16 protein-coding genes and 1 riboswitch are annotated in these 20,323 nt (G+C 71.9%); of the genes, 9 read left to right on the top strand and 7 right to left on the bottom strand.

The window, feature by feature from the left end; genetic code table 11:
* Positions 1-8 precede the first annotated feature (8 nt).
* Positions 9-707: a DUF4232 domain-containing protein gene (locus KBX46_RS04845; protein ID WP_247666971.1), complete on the bottom strand. Its 699-nt coding sequence runs from the start codon at positions 705-707 to the stop codon at positions 9-11.
* A 453-nt stretch (positions 708-1,160) separates the two neighbouring features.
* Here KBX46_RS04845 and KBX46_RS04840 point away from each other — a divergent pair, with 453 nt between their 5' ends.
* A complete protein-coding gene (locus KBX46_RS04840) occupies positions 1,161-1,622 on the top strand; it encodes a DoxX family protein (RefSeq protein ID WP_210791155.1) in 462 nt (153 codons plus the stop codon).
* A 77-nt stretch (positions 1,623-1,699) separates the two neighbouring features.
* Here the strand turns inward: KBX46_RS04840 and KBX46_RS04835 are convergent, their stop codons facing one another.
* The gene (locus tag KBX46_RS04835; protein ID WP_088950428.1) at positions 1,700-2,005 is read right to left on the bottom strand and encodes a helix-turn-helix transcriptional regulator; all 306 of its coding nucleotides are present in this window, start codon (positions 2,003-2,005) and stop codon (positions 1,700-1,702) included.
* A gap of 91 nt (positions 2,006-2,096) precedes the next feature.
* On the opposite strand from KBX46_RS04835, the gene KBX46_RS04830 reads away from it, so the two are divergent.
* The 3 genes from KBX46_RS04830 to KBX46_RS04820 all read left to right on the top strand — a co-directional run bounded on the left by KBX46_RS04830 (position 2,097) and on the right by KBX46_RS04820 (position 5,908).
* Positions 2,097-3,065: a DMT family transporter gene (locus KBX46_RS04830; RefSeq protein ID WP_210791153.1), complete on the top strand. Its 969-nt coding sequence runs from the start codon at positions 2,097-2,099 to the stop codon at positions 3,063-3,065.
* Between the two features lie 67 nt (positions 3,066-3,132).
* Positions 3,133-3,268: riboswitch (SAM riboswitch) on the top strand.
* Positions 3,269-3,278: 10 nt separating this feature from the next.
* Positions 3,279-4,565 carry a threonine synthase gene (gene thrC, locus KBX46_RS04825; protein WP_210791151.1) on the top strand — a complete coding sequence of 429 codons (1,287 nt, stop codon included), beginning with the start codon at positions 3,279-3,281 and terminating at the stop codon, positions 4,563-4,565.
* A gap of 323 nt (positions 4,566-4,888) precedes the next feature.
* A complete protein-coding gene (locus KBX46_RS04820) occupies positions 4,889-5,908 on the top strand; it encodes a GNAT family N-acetyltransferase (protein ID WP_210791149.1) in 1,020 nt (339 codons plus the stop codon).
* 9 nt (positions 5,909-5,917) lie between these two features.
* Here KBX46_RS04820 and KBX46_RS04815 read toward each other — a convergent pair whose 3' ends face one another.
* Complete coding sequence (locus tag KBX46_RS04815; RefSeq protein ID WP_210791147.1) at positions 5,918-8,110, bottom strand: hypothetical protein; 2,193 nt, start codon at positions 8,108-8,110, stop codon at positions 5,918-5,920.
* A gap of 179 nt (positions 8,111-8,289) precedes the next feature.
* Between KBX46_RS04815 and paaN the strand changes: the two genes are divergently transcribed.
* On the top strand, positions 8,290-9,963 hold the full coding sequence (gene paaN / locus KBX46_RS04810) for a phenylacetic acid degradation protein PaaN (protein ID WP_210791145.1): 1,674 nt from the start codon (positions 8,290-8,292) through the stop codon (positions 9,961-9,963).
* Between the two features lie 169 nt (positions 9,964-10,132).
* Here the strand turns inward: paaN and KBX46_RS04805 are convergent, their stop codons facing one another.
* Entirely contained in the window at positions 10,133-10,663 is a 531-nt protein-coding gene (locus KBX46_RS04805) for a GNAT family N-acetyltransferase (RefSeq protein ID WP_099848955.1), read from the bottom strand.
* A gap of 338 nt (positions 10,664-11,001) precedes the next feature.
* On the opposite strand from KBX46_RS04805, the gene KBX46_RS04800 reads away from it, so the two are divergent.
* From KBX46_RS04800 to groL, 3 genes are all read left to right on the top strand, one after another.
* On the top strand, positions 11,002-11,205 hold the full coding sequence (locus KBX46_RS04800) for a cold-shock protein (RefSeq protein ID WP_088950422.1): 204 nt from the start codon (positions 11,002-11,004) through the stop codon (positions 11,203-11,205).
* Positions 11,206-11,302: 97 nt separating this feature from the next.
* Positions 11,303-12,439, top strand: a complete 1,137-nt coding sequence (locus KBX46_RS04795) for a hypothetical protein (RefSeq protein ID WP_210791143.1) — start codon at positions 11,303-11,305, stop codon at positions 12,437-12,439.
* Between the two features lie 272 nt (positions 12,440-12,711).
* Positions 12,712-14,334, top strand: coding sequence for a chaperonin GroEL (groL, locus tag KBX46_RS04790; RefSeq protein WP_030490078.1), 1,623 nt, complete (start codon positions 12,712-12,714; stop codon positions 14,332-14,334).
* Between the two features lie 56 nt (positions 14,335-14,390).
* Here groL and KBX46_RS04785 read toward each other — a convergent pair whose 3' ends face one another.
* The 3 genes from KBX46_RS04785 to KBX46_RS04775 form a co-directional block, all read right to left on the bottom strand.
* Positions 14,391-14,639, bottom strand: coding sequence for a hypothetical protein (locus tag KBX46_RS04785; RefSeq protein WP_088950419.1), 249 nt, complete (start codon positions 14,637-14,639; stop codon positions 14,391-14,393).
* Positions 14,640-14,717: 78 nt separating this feature from the next.
* Positions 14,718-15,653, bottom strand: a complete 936-nt coding sequence (locus KBX46_RS04780; protein ID WP_210791141.1) for a GNAT family N-acetyltransferase — start codon at positions 15,651-15,653, stop codon at positions 14,718-14,720.
* Between the two features lie 68 nt (positions 15,654-15,721).
* Positions 15,722-18,304 carry a S8 family serine peptidase gene (locus KBX46_RS04775; protein WP_210791139.1) on the bottom strand — a complete coding sequence of 861 codons (2,583 nt, stop codon included), beginning with the start codon at positions 18,302-18,304 and terminating at the stop codon, positions 15,722-15,724.
* Positions 18,305-18,465: 161 nt separating this feature from the next.
* Here KBX46_RS04775 and KBX46_RS04770 point away from each other — a divergent pair, with 161 nt between their 5' ends.
* Entirely contained in the window at positions 18,466-20,280 is a 1,815-nt protein-coding gene (locus KBX46_RS04770; protein WP_088952050.1) for a glycerol-3-phosphate dehydrogenase/oxidase, read from the top strand.
* The last annotated feature ends 43 nt before the right edge of the window (positions 20,281-20,323 follow it).

Below are 20,323 nucleotides of genomic sequence, written 5' to 3'. Positions count from 1 at the left end.
GGCCGGGGTCACAGCCGACTGTCGGGTGGACTCACCGACGACGGCACCGCGCTCGGTGCCGGCGGCGGGGCCGGCCGGGACGGCACCGGCGCGGACGGGTCGGCCTTCTTCCAGGCGCTGACGCCGATCCGGCCGGTGTTGCCCAGGTCGACCGGCCCGTCCGGGTCGACCTCGTGGGGAGGTTGGCCGGCCGCGGGGGCCACCGTCAGGAACTCTCCGTTGGTGGCCACCACTGTCGAGTCGGTGACCAGGTTGCGCCAGAGCACCACGGCGGTGGCCCGCTCGTCGGGGGCGAGAGCGACCTTCCGGGGCGGCTGGTCGAAGCCCGAGGTGATCTCCTTGGCGCCGTTGACCACGCGCAGCATGATCGGCTCGCGCTGCTCGTCGTAGACGTGCAGCACCGGGTAACCGTTGAGCTGGTAGGGGCGGTCGCCGCAGTTGACCAGCTCCAGGCCGAGGGCGCGAAGCCCCATCGCGGCGTCCGACCCGGTCGACCGGATCCGGACGCCGGACGCCGGGCACTCGGCCAGCGGGTCGGTGCTCGCGGACGGGCTCGTCGACACACCGGGTGCGCTCGGCGGCGGGCTCGGGGGGTCCCCGGACTGGCCGCGATGATCGCCGGGTACGCAGGCGCCGAGCGCCAGCGCTGACGCGACCACCGCGAGCGACCGGCCGGCCCGTCGTGCTGCCATCTTCCGGGAGATCATCCACCGATCCTCGCGCACGGAGGCGTCCCGTCGCTGCCCACCCTGCCCGTCCCGGCCGCCGAGCCGCTTTGATCGACTCGGTTTCCCTGAACCCCGGGCATCCTGGCCTCGGGATACCGCGCCTTCAAGGAAGCCGAGTCGATCATCGGGGTCGGCCGGTTGTCTGCAACGGCGGCAGGGTCGGCGGGCTGCGCGCACCGCCTGGTGGGCTGTACCGTCATTCGGGAGCGCTCCCATGGCGCGACCAGCGCCGTGCTGAGGTCGGTTTTCCCGCGCAGCCGCAGCTCAGAGCCTCGGCACTACGCGTTCGCCGCCCCGCCTGCTCGTCACCGGCGGGCGTGGCCCCGACATATTTCAACCGGGGATCTTCCCACCAGCAAGGAATTTATTAACTTCGATGTAACCATGCGTCACGATGGACGGGATCCATCCATTCACCTCAATGGAGGTCCCATGAACGTCTCTCGGCTCGGCGGGCCGACCCTGTCCCTGTTCCGCATCGTGATCGGCCTGCTGTTCACGTTGCACGGCCTGACCTCGGTCTTCGGGTTGTTCGGCGGCAACCCGATGACCGGCAAGGCGGTACCGCTCGGCACCTGGCCGGGCTGGTGGGCCGCCCTGATCCAGTTGGTCTGCGGCGTGCTGGTGCTGGCCGGGCTCTTCACCCGACCCGCCGCTCTGCTGGCATCCGGCTCGATGGCGTACGCCTACTTCGTGGTGCACCAGCCGGATCACCTGCTGCCCATGCAGAACGGGGGCGAGCTGTCCGCCCTCTTCTGCTGGTCGTTCCTGCTGATAGCGGCCCTCGGCCCCGGCGCCTGGGCGCTCGACACGTTGTTCGCCCGGCGTCGCACCGACTCCCCGTCGGCACCAGCGCCCGCCTCGGCGGTCGAACCCAGCTCGGTGGCTGTCTGACCGCACGTGTGCCGCGCGTCGCCGGGGCCTCGACGAGGCGGCTCCGGCGACGCGCTCGGCGACGGTGGTGGCGGGGGTCAGGCCGGCGGGCGAGGGCTGAGGACCGCGTCCAGGAGGCCGGGGTAGAGCTTGTTCAGCTCGTCGCGGCGGAGTCGGACCAGGCGGCTGGTGCCGGCGGCGCGGGTGCGGGTCAGGCCGGCCTCGCGCAGCACCCTGAGGTGGTGGCTGCGGGTCGCCTTGGAGACGCCGAAGTCGAAGCTGCCGCAGGCGGCCTCGCCGCCCTCGGCGAGCGCCCGGACGATCTGCAACCGCACATCGTCGGCGAGTGCGGCCAGCACGGCGGTGACCGGTACGGCGGTCAGTTCGGGTTCGTGCGGCTCCATGTGACCAGTGTAACCCTTGTTCGACAATTATCGAACAAGCTCCTACTGTCGGTTCCGTTGGTTCGACGATACTCGAACATTGGAGCTGACGATGCGATCCCGCGCCGCCGCCTACCCGCTGCTCGCCGTGCTCGCCTGGGGAGTGATGTTCCCGGTCCTGGCCAGCGCCCTGACCCGGGTCGACCCGCTCAACCTGACCACTGCCCGCTACCTTCTCGCCGCCGTCATCCTGGTCGCCGTCCTCCTGCTCCGGGAGGGTGCCGGCGCGCTGCGGTCGGGCGGCCGGACGGCCGAGGTGGTGGTGCTCGGAGTGGTCGGCTTCGCCGGCTTCAACCTGCTCACCAGCCTGGCCCTCGAACACGCCGCCCCGCAGCAGGTCGCGCTCTTCGTGGCCACCACCCCCTTGATCACCCAACTGGTCCGTTGGGCCCGTGACGGCGTACGCCCGAAGCCGCTCCTGCTGGGCCTCTCCCTGGTGGCGCTCCTCGGTGTCGGCCTGGTGATCACCCGCGGGAGCCTGAGCGGGCTCGGTCAGTTCGGTCTCGGTGGGCTGATGATGATCGGCGCGGTGCTCGGCTGGGGCATCTACACGCACGGTGCCAGCCGCTTCGGCGAGTGGTCGCCGCTGCGCTTCACCACGCTGACCGCACTCGCCGGCACGGCCGCGATGCTGGCCGCGAGCATCGGCGCCGACGCCGTCGGCTGGCAGCACGCGCCGGCCGCCGCCGACCTCGTGGCGGTCACCCCGCAACTGGCGTACGCGGTGATCCTCGGCGCCGTGGTCGCGGTCCTGGCCTGGAACACCGGCGTGCAGCGACTCGGTGCCGCCAACGCCGCGTTGTTCATGAACCTGGTCCCGGTGACCACGTTCGCGGTGCAGATCGCCCGCGGCTACCGCCCGGAGCCCGTCGAGCTGGTCGGGGCCGCCATCACGATCGCCGCCCTGGTCGCCGCGAACCTCGCCACCCGGCCCCGGACCCGAGCCGCGGCACTGCCCCGGACCACAGCGGTCACGGACCCGATCGCGGTGACCGACCCCGCAGCGGTGAGCGTCCGCTGACCCACTACCTGGGATCTGCCCTGGAGGCCGCGCCCGGCTTTGCCTAGACTCGACGACACAACTGCATACCTCATCCAGAGGGGCTGAGGGATACGGCCCGACGACGCCCCGGCAACCACCCCGCGCGCTCACCGCTGAGCGACCCGCGGGGCAGGTGCCAATTCCGTCCCCGCCGCACCGTGCGATGCGGGGAAAGATGAGAGGACTCTCGACATGACGTCGACGCTCGCCGCCTCCGGCATCGACACCTCCGCCAGCCCCGCCCGCGCCCTGGTCTGTCGCGCCTGTTCGGCGCGCTACCCGCTCGCCGCCCAGCACGCCTGCTACGAGTGTTTCGGCCCGTTGGAGGTCGACTACGACACGGCCGCCCTGGCGGCGGTCACCCGCGAGCAGATCGAGGCCGGGCCGAAGAACATCTGGCGGTACGCCGCACTGCTCCCCGCCGGTCAGGACCCGGCCAGCCGGGTCACCCTCGACCCGGGGTTGACCCCGCTGGTGGCGGCCCCGCACCTTGCCGCCGAGCTGGGCATCACCGCGCAGCTCTGGGTCAAGGACGACAGTGCCAACCCCACCCACTCGTTCAAGGACCGGGTCGTCTCGGTGGCGCTCACCGCCGCGAAGGCGCTCGGCTTCACCCGGTTCGCCTGCGCGTCGACCGGCAACCTGGCCAACTCGGTGGCCGCGCACGCCGCCCGCGCCGGGGTGCCCTCGGTGGTCTTCATCCCCAGCGACCTGGAGCAGGGCAAGGTCATCACCACTGCCGTCTACGGGGGCGAGCTGGTCGCCATCGACGGCTCGTACGACGACGTCAACCGGCTCTGTGGCGAGCTGGTGGAGACCGACGAGTTCGAGGACACCGCGTTCGTCAACGTGAACGTCCGCCCGTACTACGCGGAGGGCTCCAAGACGCTCGGCTACGAGGTGGCCGAGCAGCTCGGTTGGCGGATCCCGGCGCAGGTGGTGATCCCGATGGCCAGCGGCGAGCTGCTCACCAAGATTGACAAGGCGTTCTCCGAGCTGGTGGAGATCGGTCTGGTCGAGGCGCCGGCCGGCGGCTGGAAGGTCTTCGGCGCGCAGTCCGCCGGGTGCAACCCGATCGCCACGGCCCTGCACGCCGACACCGACACGATCACCCCGGTCAAGCCCACCGGCATCGCCAAGTCGCTCAACATCGGCGACCCCGCCGCCGGCCTCTACGCGTTGGAGGCGGTCCGTCGCACCGGCGGTTGGATGGAGTACGCCGACGACGACGAGATCCGGGCGGGCATCCGCGACCTGGCCCGCACCACCGGCGTCTTCGCGGAGACCGCCGGTGGGGTGACAGTGGCGGTGCTGCGCAAGTTGGTCGAGTCCGGCCGGCTCGACCCGACGGCGGAGACCGTGGTGTTCAACACCGGCGAGGGTCTGAAGACCATCGACGCGGTGGCCGGTCAGGTTGGGCCTACCCACCACATCAAGCCGTCGCTGCGCGCCGCCCGCGACGCCGGCCTCCTGGGCTGACCCGCTGCCGGTCTTGATCCACTCGGGTTTACGGAAATCGGGGTGTCCGGGCTGACTGGACACCCCGACTTCAGTGAAACCGAGTCGATCACTCCGTAACTGGGTTTTAGCTGTGAGTGTGGAAAACCCGCCGCTACGGACTTGACGGCAGGAACCGGACGGCGCAAGATGCTCCGTGCGGGAGGGCATTTCGCCGAAGACTTTTGAAGTTCTTGCGACCCAACGCCGGAGGCGTTGTGCGAGTGTCCCTCCCGACCAACGTTCGATCGGGCCAGCGAGTAATTCGCTGGCCCGATCGCTTTTGTACGGTGCACGCTCACCGCATGAGCATCACCATCGCGTCGTTCGACGGCGCCGACCGCACCTCGGTCGACGAGGCGTACCGGATCGGCGCGGCGGCCACCGAGGTCGACCTGCCGGACTTCCCACCCTTCTGCCGACGCCGCTTCGACGCGCTGTTCCACACGCCGATGCCCGGCACCGAATCGCTCTGGGCGCTGGCCCGGATGGACGGCGCGCCGGCCGGCTACCTCCAGCTGGACCTGCCGCAGCTCGACAACACCGACAACGCCACCGCCGAGCTGACGGTGCATCCCGAGCTGCGGCGCCGGGGTGTCGGTCGCGCGCTGCACGAGTACGGCGTACGCCTGCTCCGCGAGCGCGGCCGCAAGCGGGTCGTCGCGATGACCGTCTCCGCGCTGCCCGACGGGCCGGCGCGATCAGCGGCGGGAGACGCGTTCGCCGCCACCACCGGCGCCCAGTCGGCGCTGCCCGAGGTGCGTCGCCGCCTCGACGTCGACGCGATCGACCGGATCGCCCTGCGCGCGGCGCTGGCCGACGCCCGGCCGCGGGCGGAGGGCTATCAGTCGGTCTGCTGGCAGGGCTCCACCCCGCAGGAGTACGTGGCGGACATCGCCTACCTGGATGGCCGGTTGCTCATGGACGCGCCCATGGGCGACGTGCAGTGGGACCCGGAGCAGGTGGACGCCGAGCGCATCCGTGGCACCGAGCGCGCCCTGGACGCCCGGGGTCGGCGGCGCTACCACCTCGGGATGCGCCACGAGGCGTCCGGGCGGCTGGTCGCCTGGACCCTGCTGGACGTGAGCGCCTCCACCGACTGGCACTCCTACCAGCAGATCACCATCGTCGACCCGGCCCACCGTGGGCACCGGCTCGGTCTCATCGCCAAGGCGGAGAACCTGCACCACCTGCTGACCCACGAGCCGACGGTCCGCGTCATCGACACCTTCAACGCCGCCAGCAACAGCTACATGGTGGCGATCAACGAGCAGCTCGGCTTCCGCCCGGTGGACGCCTGGAACAACTGGCAGCTCGCCCTCTGACCCGGGCGGTCACCCGTCGGTTCGCTCCAATCGCGCGACCAGCTCGCGGATCGCGTCGTGGAAGTCGTCGTCCGGGGTGAACCGGTGGCCCTGCACCGGTGGGGGCACGGTGTCGGTCGGTGGGATGAGCAGTCCTTTCGGGTCCCGCACCCGACGGTCGACCCGGGCTGCCGGATCGTCGGGTCCGTCCAGGAGCGGGACGAACACCGGTCCGCCGACCGCGTCGGTGTACCGCCACAGGTTGATCCACCGCCAGGCCAACCGGCCGCCGACCTCGCGCAACATCTCGTCGTTGACGTACGCCGGGAAGATCCGCCGGTACCGGTTTCCAAGCGGGGTGCCGTAGGTCAGCAGGGCCACCCGCCGCTGACAGTGGTCGGGGAGTTGAAGGATCGTCACCGCCGCGAGCACGCTGCCGTGACTCTGCCCGGACAGCACCACAGCGTTCCCGTCGGCGGTGAGCTGCCCGATCCGGCGGGTCAGCTCGGGGACGGCCCGCTCGACGTAGCACGGCGGGGCGAGCGGGTGCGCGGCACGCGGCCAGAAGGTGGCCAGCTCCCAGAGCACACCGACCAGCCGGATCGGGCCGGATCGGTAGGCGACCAGTCCCATCACCGCGAGGACCGTGGCGAACAGCCCGATCAGCAGGGCGCCCAGGTCGGTCACGAAGATCACCGGACGGGCCAGCGGCTCGCCGCCCAGTCGCAGAGCGAGCGCACCCGGGCCGGGACCGATCACCGAGAGCCCGGCCGCCGCCAGGGTGAGCAGTGCCAACACCACATACGCGGTGGCCAGCAGCGGCCCGAGCCGATCCGTCAGCCTGGCACGCACGATCGCGTCGCGGACGGCCCGGACCCGTTCGGGGGCCGCGCGGGAGGCTTCCGGGTAGTCCCGCCGGACCAGTTCCTCGGCCTCCCGGCGGCGACGACCACGCCGGATCCGGGGTACGAGCACCGCCGTCACGAGCACCAGGAGCACGGCAAGGCTGAAGCCGAGGGTGACCCAGCGGTAGGCGATCGGCGGCGACAGCGGTGGTGCCCCGGGCGGCAGCGGCCGCGCGGGCGTCGGGCTGGACCCACGGTCCAGATACTCGGCGAGCCCGTAGGTCAGACCCGAGGAGTAGGCGACGCCCAGCCCGATCGCGACGGTGATCAGCACCGGTGCGCCCAGCCCGGCAAGCAGGAAGAAGGGGCGGGGAAGGGAACGGCGCTGCACCGCCACCACCAGGCCGAGCATCGCGAGCAGCGCCACCTGCCCGGCGAACAACCCGGCGACCAGCATCCCGTACCCCGGCAACGTCCCCTCGGCCGCCCACGGCGGCCGAGGCGCCAGGGCGTACCCCAGGGTCAGCGCGGTGAGCGCGACGGCCGCCCAGCGGATCGTCCGCGAACTCCGCTGGTCCTGCTCCCCGCGTCGCTCGATCGCCGGCCGGCAGAGCAGCACCACCGCGCCGGCGAGCAGCACCACATTCGCGGCCAGCAGCAGCCAGCCGGGCAGTGTGGCGTCGTGCGGCGCCAGAGCCAGCAGCAGAGTGACGTCGAGCGTGCCCAGCGCCACCGCGACGTGCACCGAGCGCAGTCGGCGCAGCAGCGAGCGGGTGTCCCAGAAGGCGGGCGCGTCGAGCCGGTCCGCACCCACCCCGGGCGCGTGGTCGCTGTCCTCGGGAAGCTGCCAGGTCCGGGCACCGAGCCGCCAGATCAGGACGATCGCGATGATCGGCGGTACGGCCAGCAGCGCGAGCCGCTGCCCGGGCGGCACGCCACCCAGCCAGGAGAACTCCCGCCGCCCCTCCAGACACCTCGGATAGGCCGCGCACTGCCAGGCGATCAGGTCGAGGGACACCCCGACGGTGGAGAGCACGTACATCGCTGTCATCGTCGCGGCCAGCAGTCGGCACAGCGCCCGCGCGGCACGGCCGCCGCCACCGGTCACCGGCAGCATCCAGACCGCGATGTTGCTGAGCATGAACGGCAGGAGCAGGACCAGGGAGAACGTCCGGGTCGCGGTGCCGCCGGTCAGCCGGCTCCAGCGGTACGCCTCAAGCGTCACCCCGTCGCGGTCCGCAGGGGCACCGTAGCCGGGCCGCGGCCGGTAGAAGCCGGCGTTGTCGTCTCCCGCGACCCGCGCGACGATCGGTCGGTCGAGGATCGTCTCGGGCCCCTTGTCGGCGACCCCGTGCACCCGGATCTCGGTGATCCTCACCCGCGGCCCTCCCGTGGCCGGCTCTCCTGGCCGGAGGCCCGCGGTTACCCGCTGCCGCCGCGGGCAACCGCGGTGCCGTCGGTCATTGGCGCTTCTGCTCCCGAACCCGACTGCGGCATGAGCCGCTGTCGGGCATTCGCGCTACTGCTCGCGGACCGGGCTCAGGCATGATGGCGGGCATGACGGAGACCCCGCAGCCCCTGTACGACAGGCACGCCGACACCCTCAACCGTGCGCTGACCGCGATCACGGAGCGGGGCTACTGGTCCGCCTATCCCGAATCCCCCAGCCCTCGGGTGTACGGCGAGACCGCCGCCGCCGACGGCAAGGCCGCCTTCGAGGCGTACCTCGGTGGGGACTTCCCCCTCGACCAGCCGGGCGCTGGCGACCGGGTCGCCACCGAGACGAGCCCGTTCGGAGTGGAGCTCGCGGTGCGCTACCCGCACGCCGGCCCCGGCGAGCTGGTGAGCGCCGCCTCCGCCGCGCTGCCGGCCTGGCGCGACGCCGGCCCGCAGGCCCGGGTGGGAGTCTGCCTGGAGATCCTCGACCGGCTGCACAAGAACATCTTCGAGCTGGCCAACGCGGTGCAGTTCACCAGCGGGCAGGCGTTCGTGATGGCCTTCCAGGCCGGCGGCGCGCACGCACTGGACCGGGCCCTGGAGGCGCTGGCGTACGCGTACGCCGAGATGACCCGGCACCCGGGCACGGCAGGCTGGGAGAAGGCCGCCGGCAAGGGTGACCCGCTGCGGATGACCAAGACGTTCCACGTGGTGCCGCGTGGGGTGGCGCTGGTGATCGGCTGCAACACCTTCCCGACCTGGAACTCGTACCCCGGGCTGTTCGCCTCGCTGGTCACCGGCAACCCGGTGATCGTCAAGCCGCACCCGCGCGCGGTGCTACCGCTGGCCATCACCGTGAAGTACGCCCGGGAGGTGCTCGCCGAGGCCGGGTTCGACCCGAACCTGATCATGCTGGCGGCTGAGGCGCCCGGTGAGAAGGTCGCCAGCGACCTGGCCCTGCACCGCTCCGTGAAGATCGTCGACTTCACCGGCTCCACGGAGTACGGCGACTGGCTGGAGACGCACGCCCGGCAGGCCTCGGTCTACACCGAGAAGGCCGGTCTGAACACTGTCGTCATCGACTCCACCGACGACTTCGCCGGCATGTGCCGCAACCTCGGTTTCACGCTGACCCTCTACAGCGGCCAGATGTGCACCACCTCGCAGAACATCCTGATCCCGGCCGGTGGCATCGAGACCGACCAGGGGCACAAGAGCTTCGACGAGGTGGCCGGCGGGATCGCCGCAGCGGTCGGCAAGCTCACCGCCGATCCGGCGCGAGGCGTGGAGCTGACCGGCGCCATCGTCAACGACGGGGTGCTGGAACGGCTGGCCGAGGTGACCAAGGTCGGCGAGCCGGTGCTGGAGTCGCGGGTCGTGGCGCACCCGGCGTACGCCGACGCGGTGGTGCGTACCCCGACGATCGTGAAGCTGGCGGCGGACGACGCGGAGACGTACGGCCGGGAGTGGTTCGGGCCGATCTCGTTCGCCATCGCCACCGACTCCACCGCGCAGAGCCTGGAGCTGCTGCGCCGGACGGTCGGCGAGAAGGGCGCGCTCACCGCCGGGGTCTACTCCACCGACGAGGCGGTGCTGGACGCCACTGAGGCGGTCGCGGTCGAGGTCGGGGTGCACCTGTCCTGCAACCTCACCGGCGGCGTCTTCGTGAACCAGTCGGCGGCGTTCTCCGACTTCCACGGCAGCGGGGCCAACGCGGCGGCCAACTCGGCGTTGACCGATGGGGCTTATGTGGCCAACCGGTTCCGGATCGTTCAGTCTCGGCGTCACGTGTAGTGGTTGCGGTGGGGGTTTCCGGGGCAGCCCGACCCGCTCCGGGCGGTCAGGCTTGATCCCTGCGCGGGTCGGGCTGCCCCGGAAACCCCTTGTGGGCACTGTGGCGCGGGCGCTTCCGGTTTCCTTATTGGGGGCGTCAGAGTGGTTCTGCCTTGGGATGAGTTCTCTGTTAGGCGGGTCGGCGCATCTGTAGCTCGTTCAGGGCTGGGATTTTGGGGTGGGGGACTCGCACGCCGGTGTCCTTGAAGCCCAGCCGCTGGTACGCCCGGTAGGCGCGGTCGTTGCCGACCACGACCTCCAGCAGCAGCTCCGGTCGGCCGCAGGCCCGGGACCAGTCGGCCACCCCGTCGATCAGGTCACCGAGAAGGCCGCTGCCCCGCCAGGTCGGCGTGACGTACACGGCGTAGATCACGGTCAGCCCGGGCTCGTCCGGGGTGACCGTGCCACCGGCATGCCCGACCAGCCGGCCACCCGGATCCGCGACGAACTGCGCGTTGTTCGGGCCGGCGGAGGTGTACGCGACCCGTGCGGCGTACTCGTTGTGCGGTCGGGCCGCCGCGTCCGCCAGGGTCTCCAGGAAGGCCAACGGTGCGTCGGCGAGCATCTCCAGGCGCAGCGCCCGCATCCGGGCGGCGTCCTCCGGCCGGCCTCGGCGGATCTCCGCCCGACGAACGGAGGTCGAGCCCGTATCGGTGGTCATGCCGCATGCCTATCACAGGGCGTTAACGGCATTTTTCGGGTCGGGCCCGATCTTCACCGGCTCGCGGCGCAGCCTCGTCTCCTTCCCCGCTGGCACTCACGTCGATGAATCCGTCGGATCGCCGCGTCGGGTCGACCGGTGCGGCCGGAGCTGGTGTGGAAGCGATCAGGACCATGCCCGATTTGTGGTCGTGCGCGGCTGTCAGTCCTCGTGTAGCGTGCGATTTCGGTCACCTGCTTCAATGGCGTTCATCGATTGCCGGGCGGTGGTCCGAGGGCGCCCGGCCGCTCCGTGCGCCGGGGTCAGGCAGCACCGCGCAGAGTGAGGGAAGTGGCACCGTGGCACAGGGCAGCGTCAAGTGGTTCAACGCCGAAAAGGGCTACGGCTTCATCGCCGTCGACGGCGGTCAGGACGTGTTCGTTCACTTCTCCGCGATCGAGATGGACGGCTACAAGGCGTTGGACGACGGCCAGCGGGTCGAGTTCGAGATCGCCCAGGGCCAGAAGGGCCCCCAGGCGGAGCACGTACGCGTCATCGCCTGACCGTTCCGCACTGGTCGGCCACCGCCTTGGGGGCTGGCGGCACGGGCGCGCAGCCGGGAAGATCGTGAACCGTTCCAGCCGATGCTGAGGAGCGTTCATGACCGACCAGCCACCCTCGTCCACCCCGCCCTACGGGCCGGGTGAGCCAGGCCCGTCCGACCCCACGCAGGGCGCCTGGGGCCCGGCCGGTCAGCCGCCTGGCTCCGTGCCGGGTGTCCCGCCGGCTGGTTGGGATCCTGCGCAGGGCGCCTGGGGCCCGGCCGGTCAGCCGCAGCAGGGGTGGGTGTTCCCGCCCACCGGGGGCTACCCGCCTGGAGCGGGGCCCTACGGTGCGCAGCCGTGGCATCCGGGGCCGCCGGTCAACTGGTACCCGCCGGGTTACGGGTACGACCCGAACGACCCCCTGGTCACTCCACCCGGTGCCGGCCTGGCTGGCTGGTTCAGCCGGTGCTGGGGAGCGCTGGGCCGGGGCTGGCGGCAGCTGGTGCCCATCATGCTGCTGACCCAGGTGCTGCCCGCGGCGGTGCTCTCGGTGATCTCTCTCGGGGCGGACCCGTCGGCGAAGTGGGCCGCCGAGGCCCAGACGAGCACGACCGCCGCCCTGCCGGACAACTTCGCCGTGGAGCTGGTGAGCCTCCTGGTCCTGCTGATCGGCGGCAGCGTGCTGGTCGGGCTGTTGCAGGCCGTCGGGTGGGCCGCCGGCAGTTGGGTGATCACCCAGCAGGCGGCCGGTCAGCCGGGCAGCCTGGATTCCGCGCTGCGCTACGGCATCCGTCGGGCACTCGGGCTGTGGGGGTGGACCCTGCTGATCAGCCTGCTCGTCGGCCTCGGTGCCTGCTTCTGCGTCCTGCCGGGCATCTACCTGGCGTTCGCGCTGAGCATGGCCGGCCCGGTCTACCTCTTCGAACGCCACAACCCGATCGGCCGGTCGTTCCGGATGTTCCACGACCGGCTCGGCCTGCTGCTCGGTCGGGTGGCCCTGGTCGCCCTGGCGGTGATCGTCGGCACCGTGATCCCCGGCGCGCTGGAGGGCGTTGGCACCGCGGCGTTCGGTACGGATCCCTTCGCGTCCCCGGACAGCGCGGTCGGGGCGGTGGTGGTGATCGGGATCACCGCGGTGCTGGCCCTGCCGGCCCACCTCTCCCAGATGATCGGTCTGCTGGTCACGTACGCCGAGCAGCGCGCTCATGAGGCGCCGGTGAACACTCCCGGACTGGCCGCGGAACTCGGCTGAGCGGCCCCATCGTGCTTGCACTCGGCAGGGGAGAGTGCTAAACAAGTCATTGGCACTCGCATACCGTGAGTGCCAACGGTCGGGACGGTGGGGCCAGGTTGTGCCGGTGTGGAGACACCGGGGCAGCACATGGCCGGTCGTCGCGGGCTATCCGGCCCGGCCGAAGGACGTCGTCGTCGCCAGGTGGCGACGTCCCTAGGTGCGCACACCAGGCGGCCCATCCGGGGCACACATCTCGGGTGGCCCGTGAGTGTCCAGGAGGACAACGCCGTATGGCCAAGATGATCGCTTTCGACGAAGAGGCTCGCCGCGGCCTTGAGCGGGGCATGAACCAGCTCGCCGACGCCGTAAAGGTGACCCTCGGCCCGAAGGGCCGCAACGTCGTGCTCGAGAAGAAGTGGGGTGCCCCCACCATCACCAACGATGGTGTGAGCATCGCCAAGGAGATCGAGCTCGAGGACCCGTACGAGAAGATCGGCGCTGAGCTGGTCAAGGAGGTCGCCAAGAAGACCGACGACGTTGCCGGTGACGGCACGACGACGGCGACCGTCCTGGCCCAGGCCCTGGTTCGTGAGGGCCTGCGCAACGTGGCCGCTGGCGCCAACCCGATGGCCCTGAAGCGGGGCATCGAGGCTGCGGTCGCGAGCGTCTCGGAGGAGCTGTCCAAGCTCGCCAAGGACGTCGAGACCAAGGAGCAGATCGCCTCCACCGCCTCCATCTCCGCTGGCGACAGCACCGTCGGCGAGATCATCGCCGAGGCGATGGACAAGGTCGGCAAGGAAGGCGTCATCACCGTCGAGGAGAGCAACACCTTCGGGCTGGAGCTGGAGCTCACCGAGGGTATGCGCTTCGACAAGGGCTACATCTCGGCCTACTTCATGACCGACCCGGAGCGTATGGAGGCCGTCTTCGACGACCCGTACATCCTGATCGCCAACAGCAAGATCTCGTCGGTGAAGGACCTGCTCCCGATCCTGGAGAAGGTCATGCAGTCGGGCAAGCCGCTGCTGATCATCGCCGAGGACCTGGAGGGCGAGGCCCTCGCCACCCTGGTGGTCAACAAGGTCCGTGGCACCTTCAAGTCGGTCGCCGTCAAGGCGCCGGGCTTCGGTGACCGCCGCAAGGCCATGCTGACCGACATCGCCATCCTCGCCGGTGGCCAGGTCATCAGCGAGGAGGTCGGCCTCAAGCTCGACGCCGCCAGCCTCGACATGCTGGGCCGCGCCCGCAAGGTCGTGGTGACCAAGGACGAGACCACCATCGTCGACGGTGCCGGTGACGCCGAGCAGATCCAGGGCCGGGTCAACCAGATCCGGGCCGAGATCGACAAGAGCGACTCCGACTACGACCGCGAGAAGCTGCAGGAGCGGCTGGCCAAGCTGGCCGGCGGCGTTGCGGTCATCAAGGTCGGTGCGGCCACCGAGGTCGAGCTCAAGGAGCGCAAGCACCGCATCGAGGACGCCGTTCGCAACGCGAAGGCCGCCGTCGAGGAGGGCATCGTCCCGGGTGGTGGCGTCGCGCTGGTCCAGGCCGGCAAGACCGCCTTCGACAAGCTCGACCTGGTCGGCGACGAGGCGACCGGTGCGAACATCGTCAAGGTCGCGCTGGACGCCCCGCTGCGGCAGATCGCCGTCAACGCCGGCCTTGAGGGCGGCGTCGTGGTGGAGAAGGTCCGTAACCTCGAAGCGGGTCACGGCCTCAACGCCGCCAACGGCGAGTACGTCGACCTGCTGGCCGCGGGCATCATCGACCCGGCCAAGGTGACGCGCTCGGCGCTGCAGAACGCCGCTTCCATCGCGGCGCTGTTCCTCACCACCGAGGCCGTTGTCGCGGACAAGCCGGAGAAGACCCCGGCTGCCCCGGCTGGCCCGGGTGGCGGGGACATGGACTTCTGAGTCCAGTTCCGACACGGAACGGGGCGGGCCGCTGATGCGGTCCGCCCCGTTCGTCGTCAGGTCGGCAGTGGGCGCTGGTTGCGCCGCTTCTGTGCCCGGTCGTACGGCGGAAGCAGTTTGATCGGCTCGTCCACCATCTCCCGTGACTCCTCGACGACCGCCGACCCGTCGTCGGTGGTCATCTCGGCCAGTTGCTCGGCGTCGCCGTAGTCGAGGCGGTCGAACGGCAGTTGGCCCGGGAGTTCGCCGACCGGTTTCCAGGTGATCGGCGGGCCGTCCTCGGTCTGGTCGTCATCCGTGGTCATGGCTGCCTCCTCTACCGAAACGGTAGGGGGCGTCGATGACCGACGCGGGCGAATGGATCAATGTCCCCTTTGCCCCGGTTATGCCACCGGCAGGGTCCTCCGGTACAGGAAGAAGACCCGCTCGATCCGGGCACCCGCGCTGCCCGAGTAGAACGGCACGGGCCCCACCCAGCCGATCTCCGCCCTGGTCAGCCCCGCCGCCTGCTGGTCGCGCAGGCAGCGCCGCAACAGCACACCGCCGATGCCCGACCCCTCGGCCGCCGGCGCGGTGCCCATCGGCCCGAACCAGCTCGGCCGGGACGACCCGTACGCGGCGAAGCCGAGCACCTCGCCGCCCCGCTCCGCCAGGTGGCAGCCGGCGCCGTCACGACCCACCGACCCGGCCAACTCGCCGTCCCACGTGCCGCCGAAGGTGGACCGGGCGAACGCGGTCAACGCCGGCAGGTCCGCCGGCTCCGCCCGGCGCACCGTGACGCCCTGATCGGCCAGCCGCCGCTCCGCCGCCTCGGTGGACCGCAGTGCCGCCGACCCGTCGTACGACAGGTCGGCGGTCATGTTCCAGGCGGTCCGGTCCTGCTGGTAGCCGAGCGCGAGGGCGGCGCAGACCGCCGGCGTGTAGCGGACGTCGATGCCCGGCCACGCGTAGTACGGCGGGTTCCCGGCCAGCAGCACCTCGGTCGCTCCGCGCTCGGCCAGCACCTGCTCGGCCCGCCGCAGCAGCGCCCGGCCGACGCCCCGGCGGCGCTGATCCGCACGGACCGCGACCAGGTCGACGTGCCCGATGCCCGGCTCGGCCGACGACACCGAGCAGAACAGCACCCCGACCAGGTCCGCACCCCGGTACGCGCCCAGCCCGACCACCGGCCGGTCGGCGGCGGCCCGGGGCCAGAGCACGTCCACGATGGCGGCGGCCTCGGTGGCGTCCTCGGGCAGGTCGAGAGCCTGCTCGCAGAGCCGCACCACGGTGTCGGCCAGGTCGGGGGTCAGCTCGGTGACGGTGATCTCGGCGTCCATGGTCGCCGACCCTAGAACACCGTGTGGCGGCCCGCGCTCCCGCCCGTCGGATCCGGAAGGAAACCTGCCTATTGCTTGGCGGCGCGCACGGCGGCGTACGCGTCCACCTCACCGGCACCCGTGACGTTCGACGGAGCACCACAGGTGTCGGACGGGTTGTCGGAGCGGTAGGTGGGCGTCGCCGCCGTGGCGGTGTCCCGCAGGATCTGCCGGGTCCGGGCCACGTCGCCGACCAGCGCCGGGTTCGCCGACCACATCAGCGCGACCACCCCGGCCACCTGCGGGGTCGCCATCGACGTGCCGTCCAGCGCGGCGTACGTGCCGCCAGGCATGGCCGACACCACACCCACACCCGGTGCCAGCACGTCCGGCTTGCTCGCACCCGGCACCGGCCCGCGCGAGGAGAACTCGGCGACCCGGCGCTGCGCGTCCACCGCACCCACGGTCAGCACGTCCGCGTACGGCGCCGGTGGGTCGTCGATCGACGCGCACCACGGCCCGGTGTTGCCGGCGGCGGCGACCACGAAGATCCCGGCGGCGTCCAGCGCGGCGGTGGCCGGCCGCAGCACGTGCTGATCGCAACCCTCGATGGGCGGGCAACCCCAGGAGTTGGTCAGCACCTGTGGGGCGCGCTCCGGACGGCCGTCGGTCAACGGGTCGCCGCCGGTCGGGAAGGGCGCCAGCATGAACTGGAGGCAGTCCAGGTAGTACGCAGGGCTGCCGAGGTTGCGGTCCAGGTTGACGCAGCCCACCCACTGCGCGTCAGGCGCCACCCCGATGCCGTCGCGCCCCACCGCACTGCCCACCGTGTGGGTGCCGTGCCCACCCTGGTCGGTCGGGCTGCGGGTGTCGTCCCACGGGTCGTACCAGGAATCGTCTCCGCCCCGGAACCCGGCGCGCAGCGCCGGATGGGCGCCGTCCACCCCCGAATCCGAGCTGCCCACCACGATGCCCGTGCCCGTCACCCCGAGCTGGGACCACACCCGGTCCGCGCCGATCTGGCGGATGTTCCACTCCGGGCCGGTGGGCCTGGGCGCGGTGCCGCGGCTCTGTCCCGCCGGGGCCGGCAGTGGCCGCAGACGTTGGCTGACCAGCACCCGGGCCACCTCGGGCCGGCGGGCGAGCCACGCCCGCACCGCCGGACCGCCGTCGACCTCCACCGCGTTGACCAGGTAGTACGACACCGGGTCGAGTCGCAGTCGACGCAACCCCCGGAGCAGGTCGGCCTGGCTCTGCTCGGCGGTCGTCACCAGCCGTCGGTAGACCTCCGTCGCACGGGCGTCCCTCCCGGCCCGACCCGCAGCGCCGGCCGGCAGTCCACCCAGGTCGGCCTGCGCCCGCAGCACCACGAACAGCCGCTCGCCGTGCAGGCCCGGTTGGCCTGGACCCAGGTCGACCACACCGAACGCCACCAGCAGCACCACGGCTGCCACCGCTGCCGACCGGCGACTCGGGGTGCGTGCCGTCGGCCGGGCGAGCAGCACCGCGTACCCGATGGCGACCAGGACCGCGACGGCGAGCCCGGCGCCGGCGGCGACCGCAACCCAGAACGGGATGTCCCGGGTGCCGACCAGCAGCAGGGTGATCTCTTCCGGGTCGGTGAAGGCCAGCGGGCCGAGTGCGGCCAGGCCCACGAGCCAGCCGGTCGCCGTCCGGCCGGCGCGTGCGGCGATGGTCGGGTCGGTGCTGGGTCGCCAGGCTGCGGCCCACAGCGCGGCCAGTGCGAAACCCACCGGGGGAAGGGTCAGCAGCGCGGGCAACTGTGCGCCGGACTGGCCGGTGCCGGCCGCGAGCAGCAGCAGCGCCACCCCGGCGACCAGACCTCCCAGCAGGACGAGCCGGGCCGGCCGCGGCGGTCGGCCAACAGCGAACCGGGACCAGAAGGTGGCGTCCAACAGTGTCGCGGCCAGCACCCCCAGCGCGGCTGCCGCCAACAGCGCGAGCGCGGTTTCCAGGAGCCCGCCGAGCGCGCCCAGCCAGGCCCACGGCAGCAGCAGCGCCAACCCGGCGGCGACCGCGAGCAGAGGCACCGGTCCGGTCCGATGCGATCCACGCTGACGTCCGACCGGGTTCGGACTCCCGGCGGCGTCGGCGCTCGACCCCGGGCCTGCGACGGTCTCGGCTCGGGCGGCGGCATCGTCGTTCAGCGCCGCACCACCGGTGGCGTCGCGTTGCTCTGTGCCCTCGCCGGCCCACTGTGCGGCGGCGGGCGCGGTGTCGACATCCGGGCCGGATGATCGTCGCGCCGACCAGCGCGCGGCGAGCGCGCTGAGCAGCGCGACGCCGGCCAGCCCGGCGAGGTACGCCTCGTGGTGCACCGGCGGCACGACCCGCAGCAGCGTGAGCACGCCGAGGGCGAGTGCCCCGATCAGCCAGGCTTTCCCGGTGGCCCGGACGGCAGCCGACCGGGGCAGCACGGCCAGCAGCAGGGCGGGTGTGCCCACCAGCACGACTGTGGTCAGGCCGAGCACCGGCCAGAGCCAGCCGACGCGGTCCAGCCCGAAGCCCAGCAGCACCTGATCGGTGACCCAGCCGCCGGTCTGGGTGGCCGCGGTGACCGCGACCGTCCAGCAGCCGACCAGCACGGCTGCGACCACCGACCACGGGGAGCTGCGGTCGCTGAATCCGGGTTGCGCGGGGTGACCTTGCATCCGAGAACCTTACGACCACGGCGAGCGGTTTCCATCCGACCGTCGTGTTGCGGGTCGACCGGAGAACCGTGCCGGTGCTGGACAGTTTCCGTCAGCCGGGCGGGCGGCGAATGCCGGCACGGTGGCATGGCGGTTACCGTGGACCTGTGCGTGACCCCAACATCTCCCGATCCGTCGCCGGCCAGCTCTCGCCGGTCCGCCGTGTGTCCGACCTGCGTCGACTGCGCGCCGAGCGCTTCGACGTCCTGGTCATCGGGGGCGGGGTGACCGGTGCCGGTGCCGCTCTGGACGCGGCGTCCCGGGGCCTCAAGGTGGCCCTCGTCGAGGCGCGTGACCTCGCGGCGGGCACCTCCAGTCGGTCGAGCAAACTCATCCACGGTGGCCTGCGCTACCTGGAGCAGTTGGAGTTCCACCTGGTGCACGAGGCGCTCACCGAGCGCGGCCTGCTCGCCACCCGGCTCGCGCCGCACCTGGTGCGTCCGGTGCCGATCCTGGTGCCCCTGCCCGCCGGGCGAGGGCTGCGGGACCTGCCGGCCCGCATCTTCCGCCGCTCCTACTACGGCGCGGGTGTGGCCGCCTACGACGCCTTCGCCGGGATCTTCGGCGGTGGCCGGGGCATGCCACTGCACCGGCACCTGACCCGCGAGGGGGCCCGGCGGGTCTTCCCGAGTCTGCGGCCCGACACGCTGGCCGGGGCGATCCGCTACTACGACGGGCAGGTCGACGACGCCCGCCTGGTGGTGACCCTCGCCCGCACCGCCGCCAGCCTCGGTGCCACGGTCGTGAGCAGCGCCCGCGCCGTCGGGCTGATCCGGCAGGCGCGTGAGGTGACCGGTGTCCGCGTCCGTGACCTGGAGGCGCCGGCCGGTTCGCCGGACGCGGAGTTCGAGGTGCACGCCCGTACCGTCATCGCCGCCACCGGTGTCTGGAGCGACGACATGTCGCGGATGCTCAACGACGTGGGCCTGCGGCCCGGCGTCCGGGTGCGCGCCTCGAAGGGGGTGCACCTGGTGGTGCCCCGCTCGGCGATCACCGGCGAGGCGGGGCTCATCCTGCGCACGGCGAGTTCGGTGCTCTTCGTCATCCCGTGGGGCGGGCACTGGATCATCGGCACGACGGACACCGACTGGCGGCTGGACCGGTCCCACCCGGCCGCCTCGGCCCGCGACATCGACTACCTCTTGCAGCAGGTCAACACCGTGCTGGACCGGCCGTTGACCACCGCCGACATCGAGGGGGTGTACGCGGGGCTGCGGCCGTTGCTGGCCGGCGAGGCCGACTCGACGTCGAAGCTCTCCCGCGAGCACGCGGTCTTCGAGCCCATGCTCGGACTGCTGCTGGTCGCCGGTGGCAAGTACACGACGTACCGGGTGATGGCCTCCGATGTGGTCGACCGGGCGGCCCGCCGGCTCGGCGGCGCGCGCTCGTCGCGTACCGCCGATCTGCCTCTGCTGGGTGCCGACGGTTACCCGGCGATGTGGAGGGACCGGGCCGACCTGGCCCGCCGGCACGGCGTGCCGGTGGGTGTGGTGGAGCACCTGCTGGAGCGGTACGGCACCCTCACCCTGGACCTGCTGGCCCTGGTCGACGCCGACCCGTTGCTCGCGTCTCCGCTGGCGGGTGCTCCGGAGTATCTGGCGGCGGAGGTCGCGTACGCGGCGCGGGCCGAGGGTGCGCTGCACCTGGAGGACGTGCTGACCCGGCGGACCCGGATTTCGTTCGAGACCAGCCACCGGGGGCTGGAGTCCGCGGAGCACACCGCCGAGCTGATGGGCGCGGTGCTCGGCTGGGACGAGGCGACCCGGGCCCGCGAGGTGGAGCACTACCGCGCCCGGGTGGAGGCGGAGCGGCAGTCCCAGTTGATGCCGGACGACGCCGCGGCGGACGCCGCTCGGCTCGGCGCTCCGGACGTGCGGGGTTACGCCGCCGACCGTGGCGGCGACGATCAGGCGGAGCTGCGTCCGTCCGCTCGATGACGAATTGCGACGTTACCAATGGGTAACCATCGATACCGACCCG

This window comes from Micromonospora sp. C81, assembly GCF_018070425.1.
In the GTDB taxonomy this organism is placed as follows: Bacteria; Actinomycetota; Actinomycetes; order Mycobacteriales; family Micromonosporaceae; genus Micromonospora; species Micromonospora zamorensis.
Note: the sequence above shows the minus strand (reverse complement) of the source record. Positions and strands in the feature narration are given on the sequence as shown.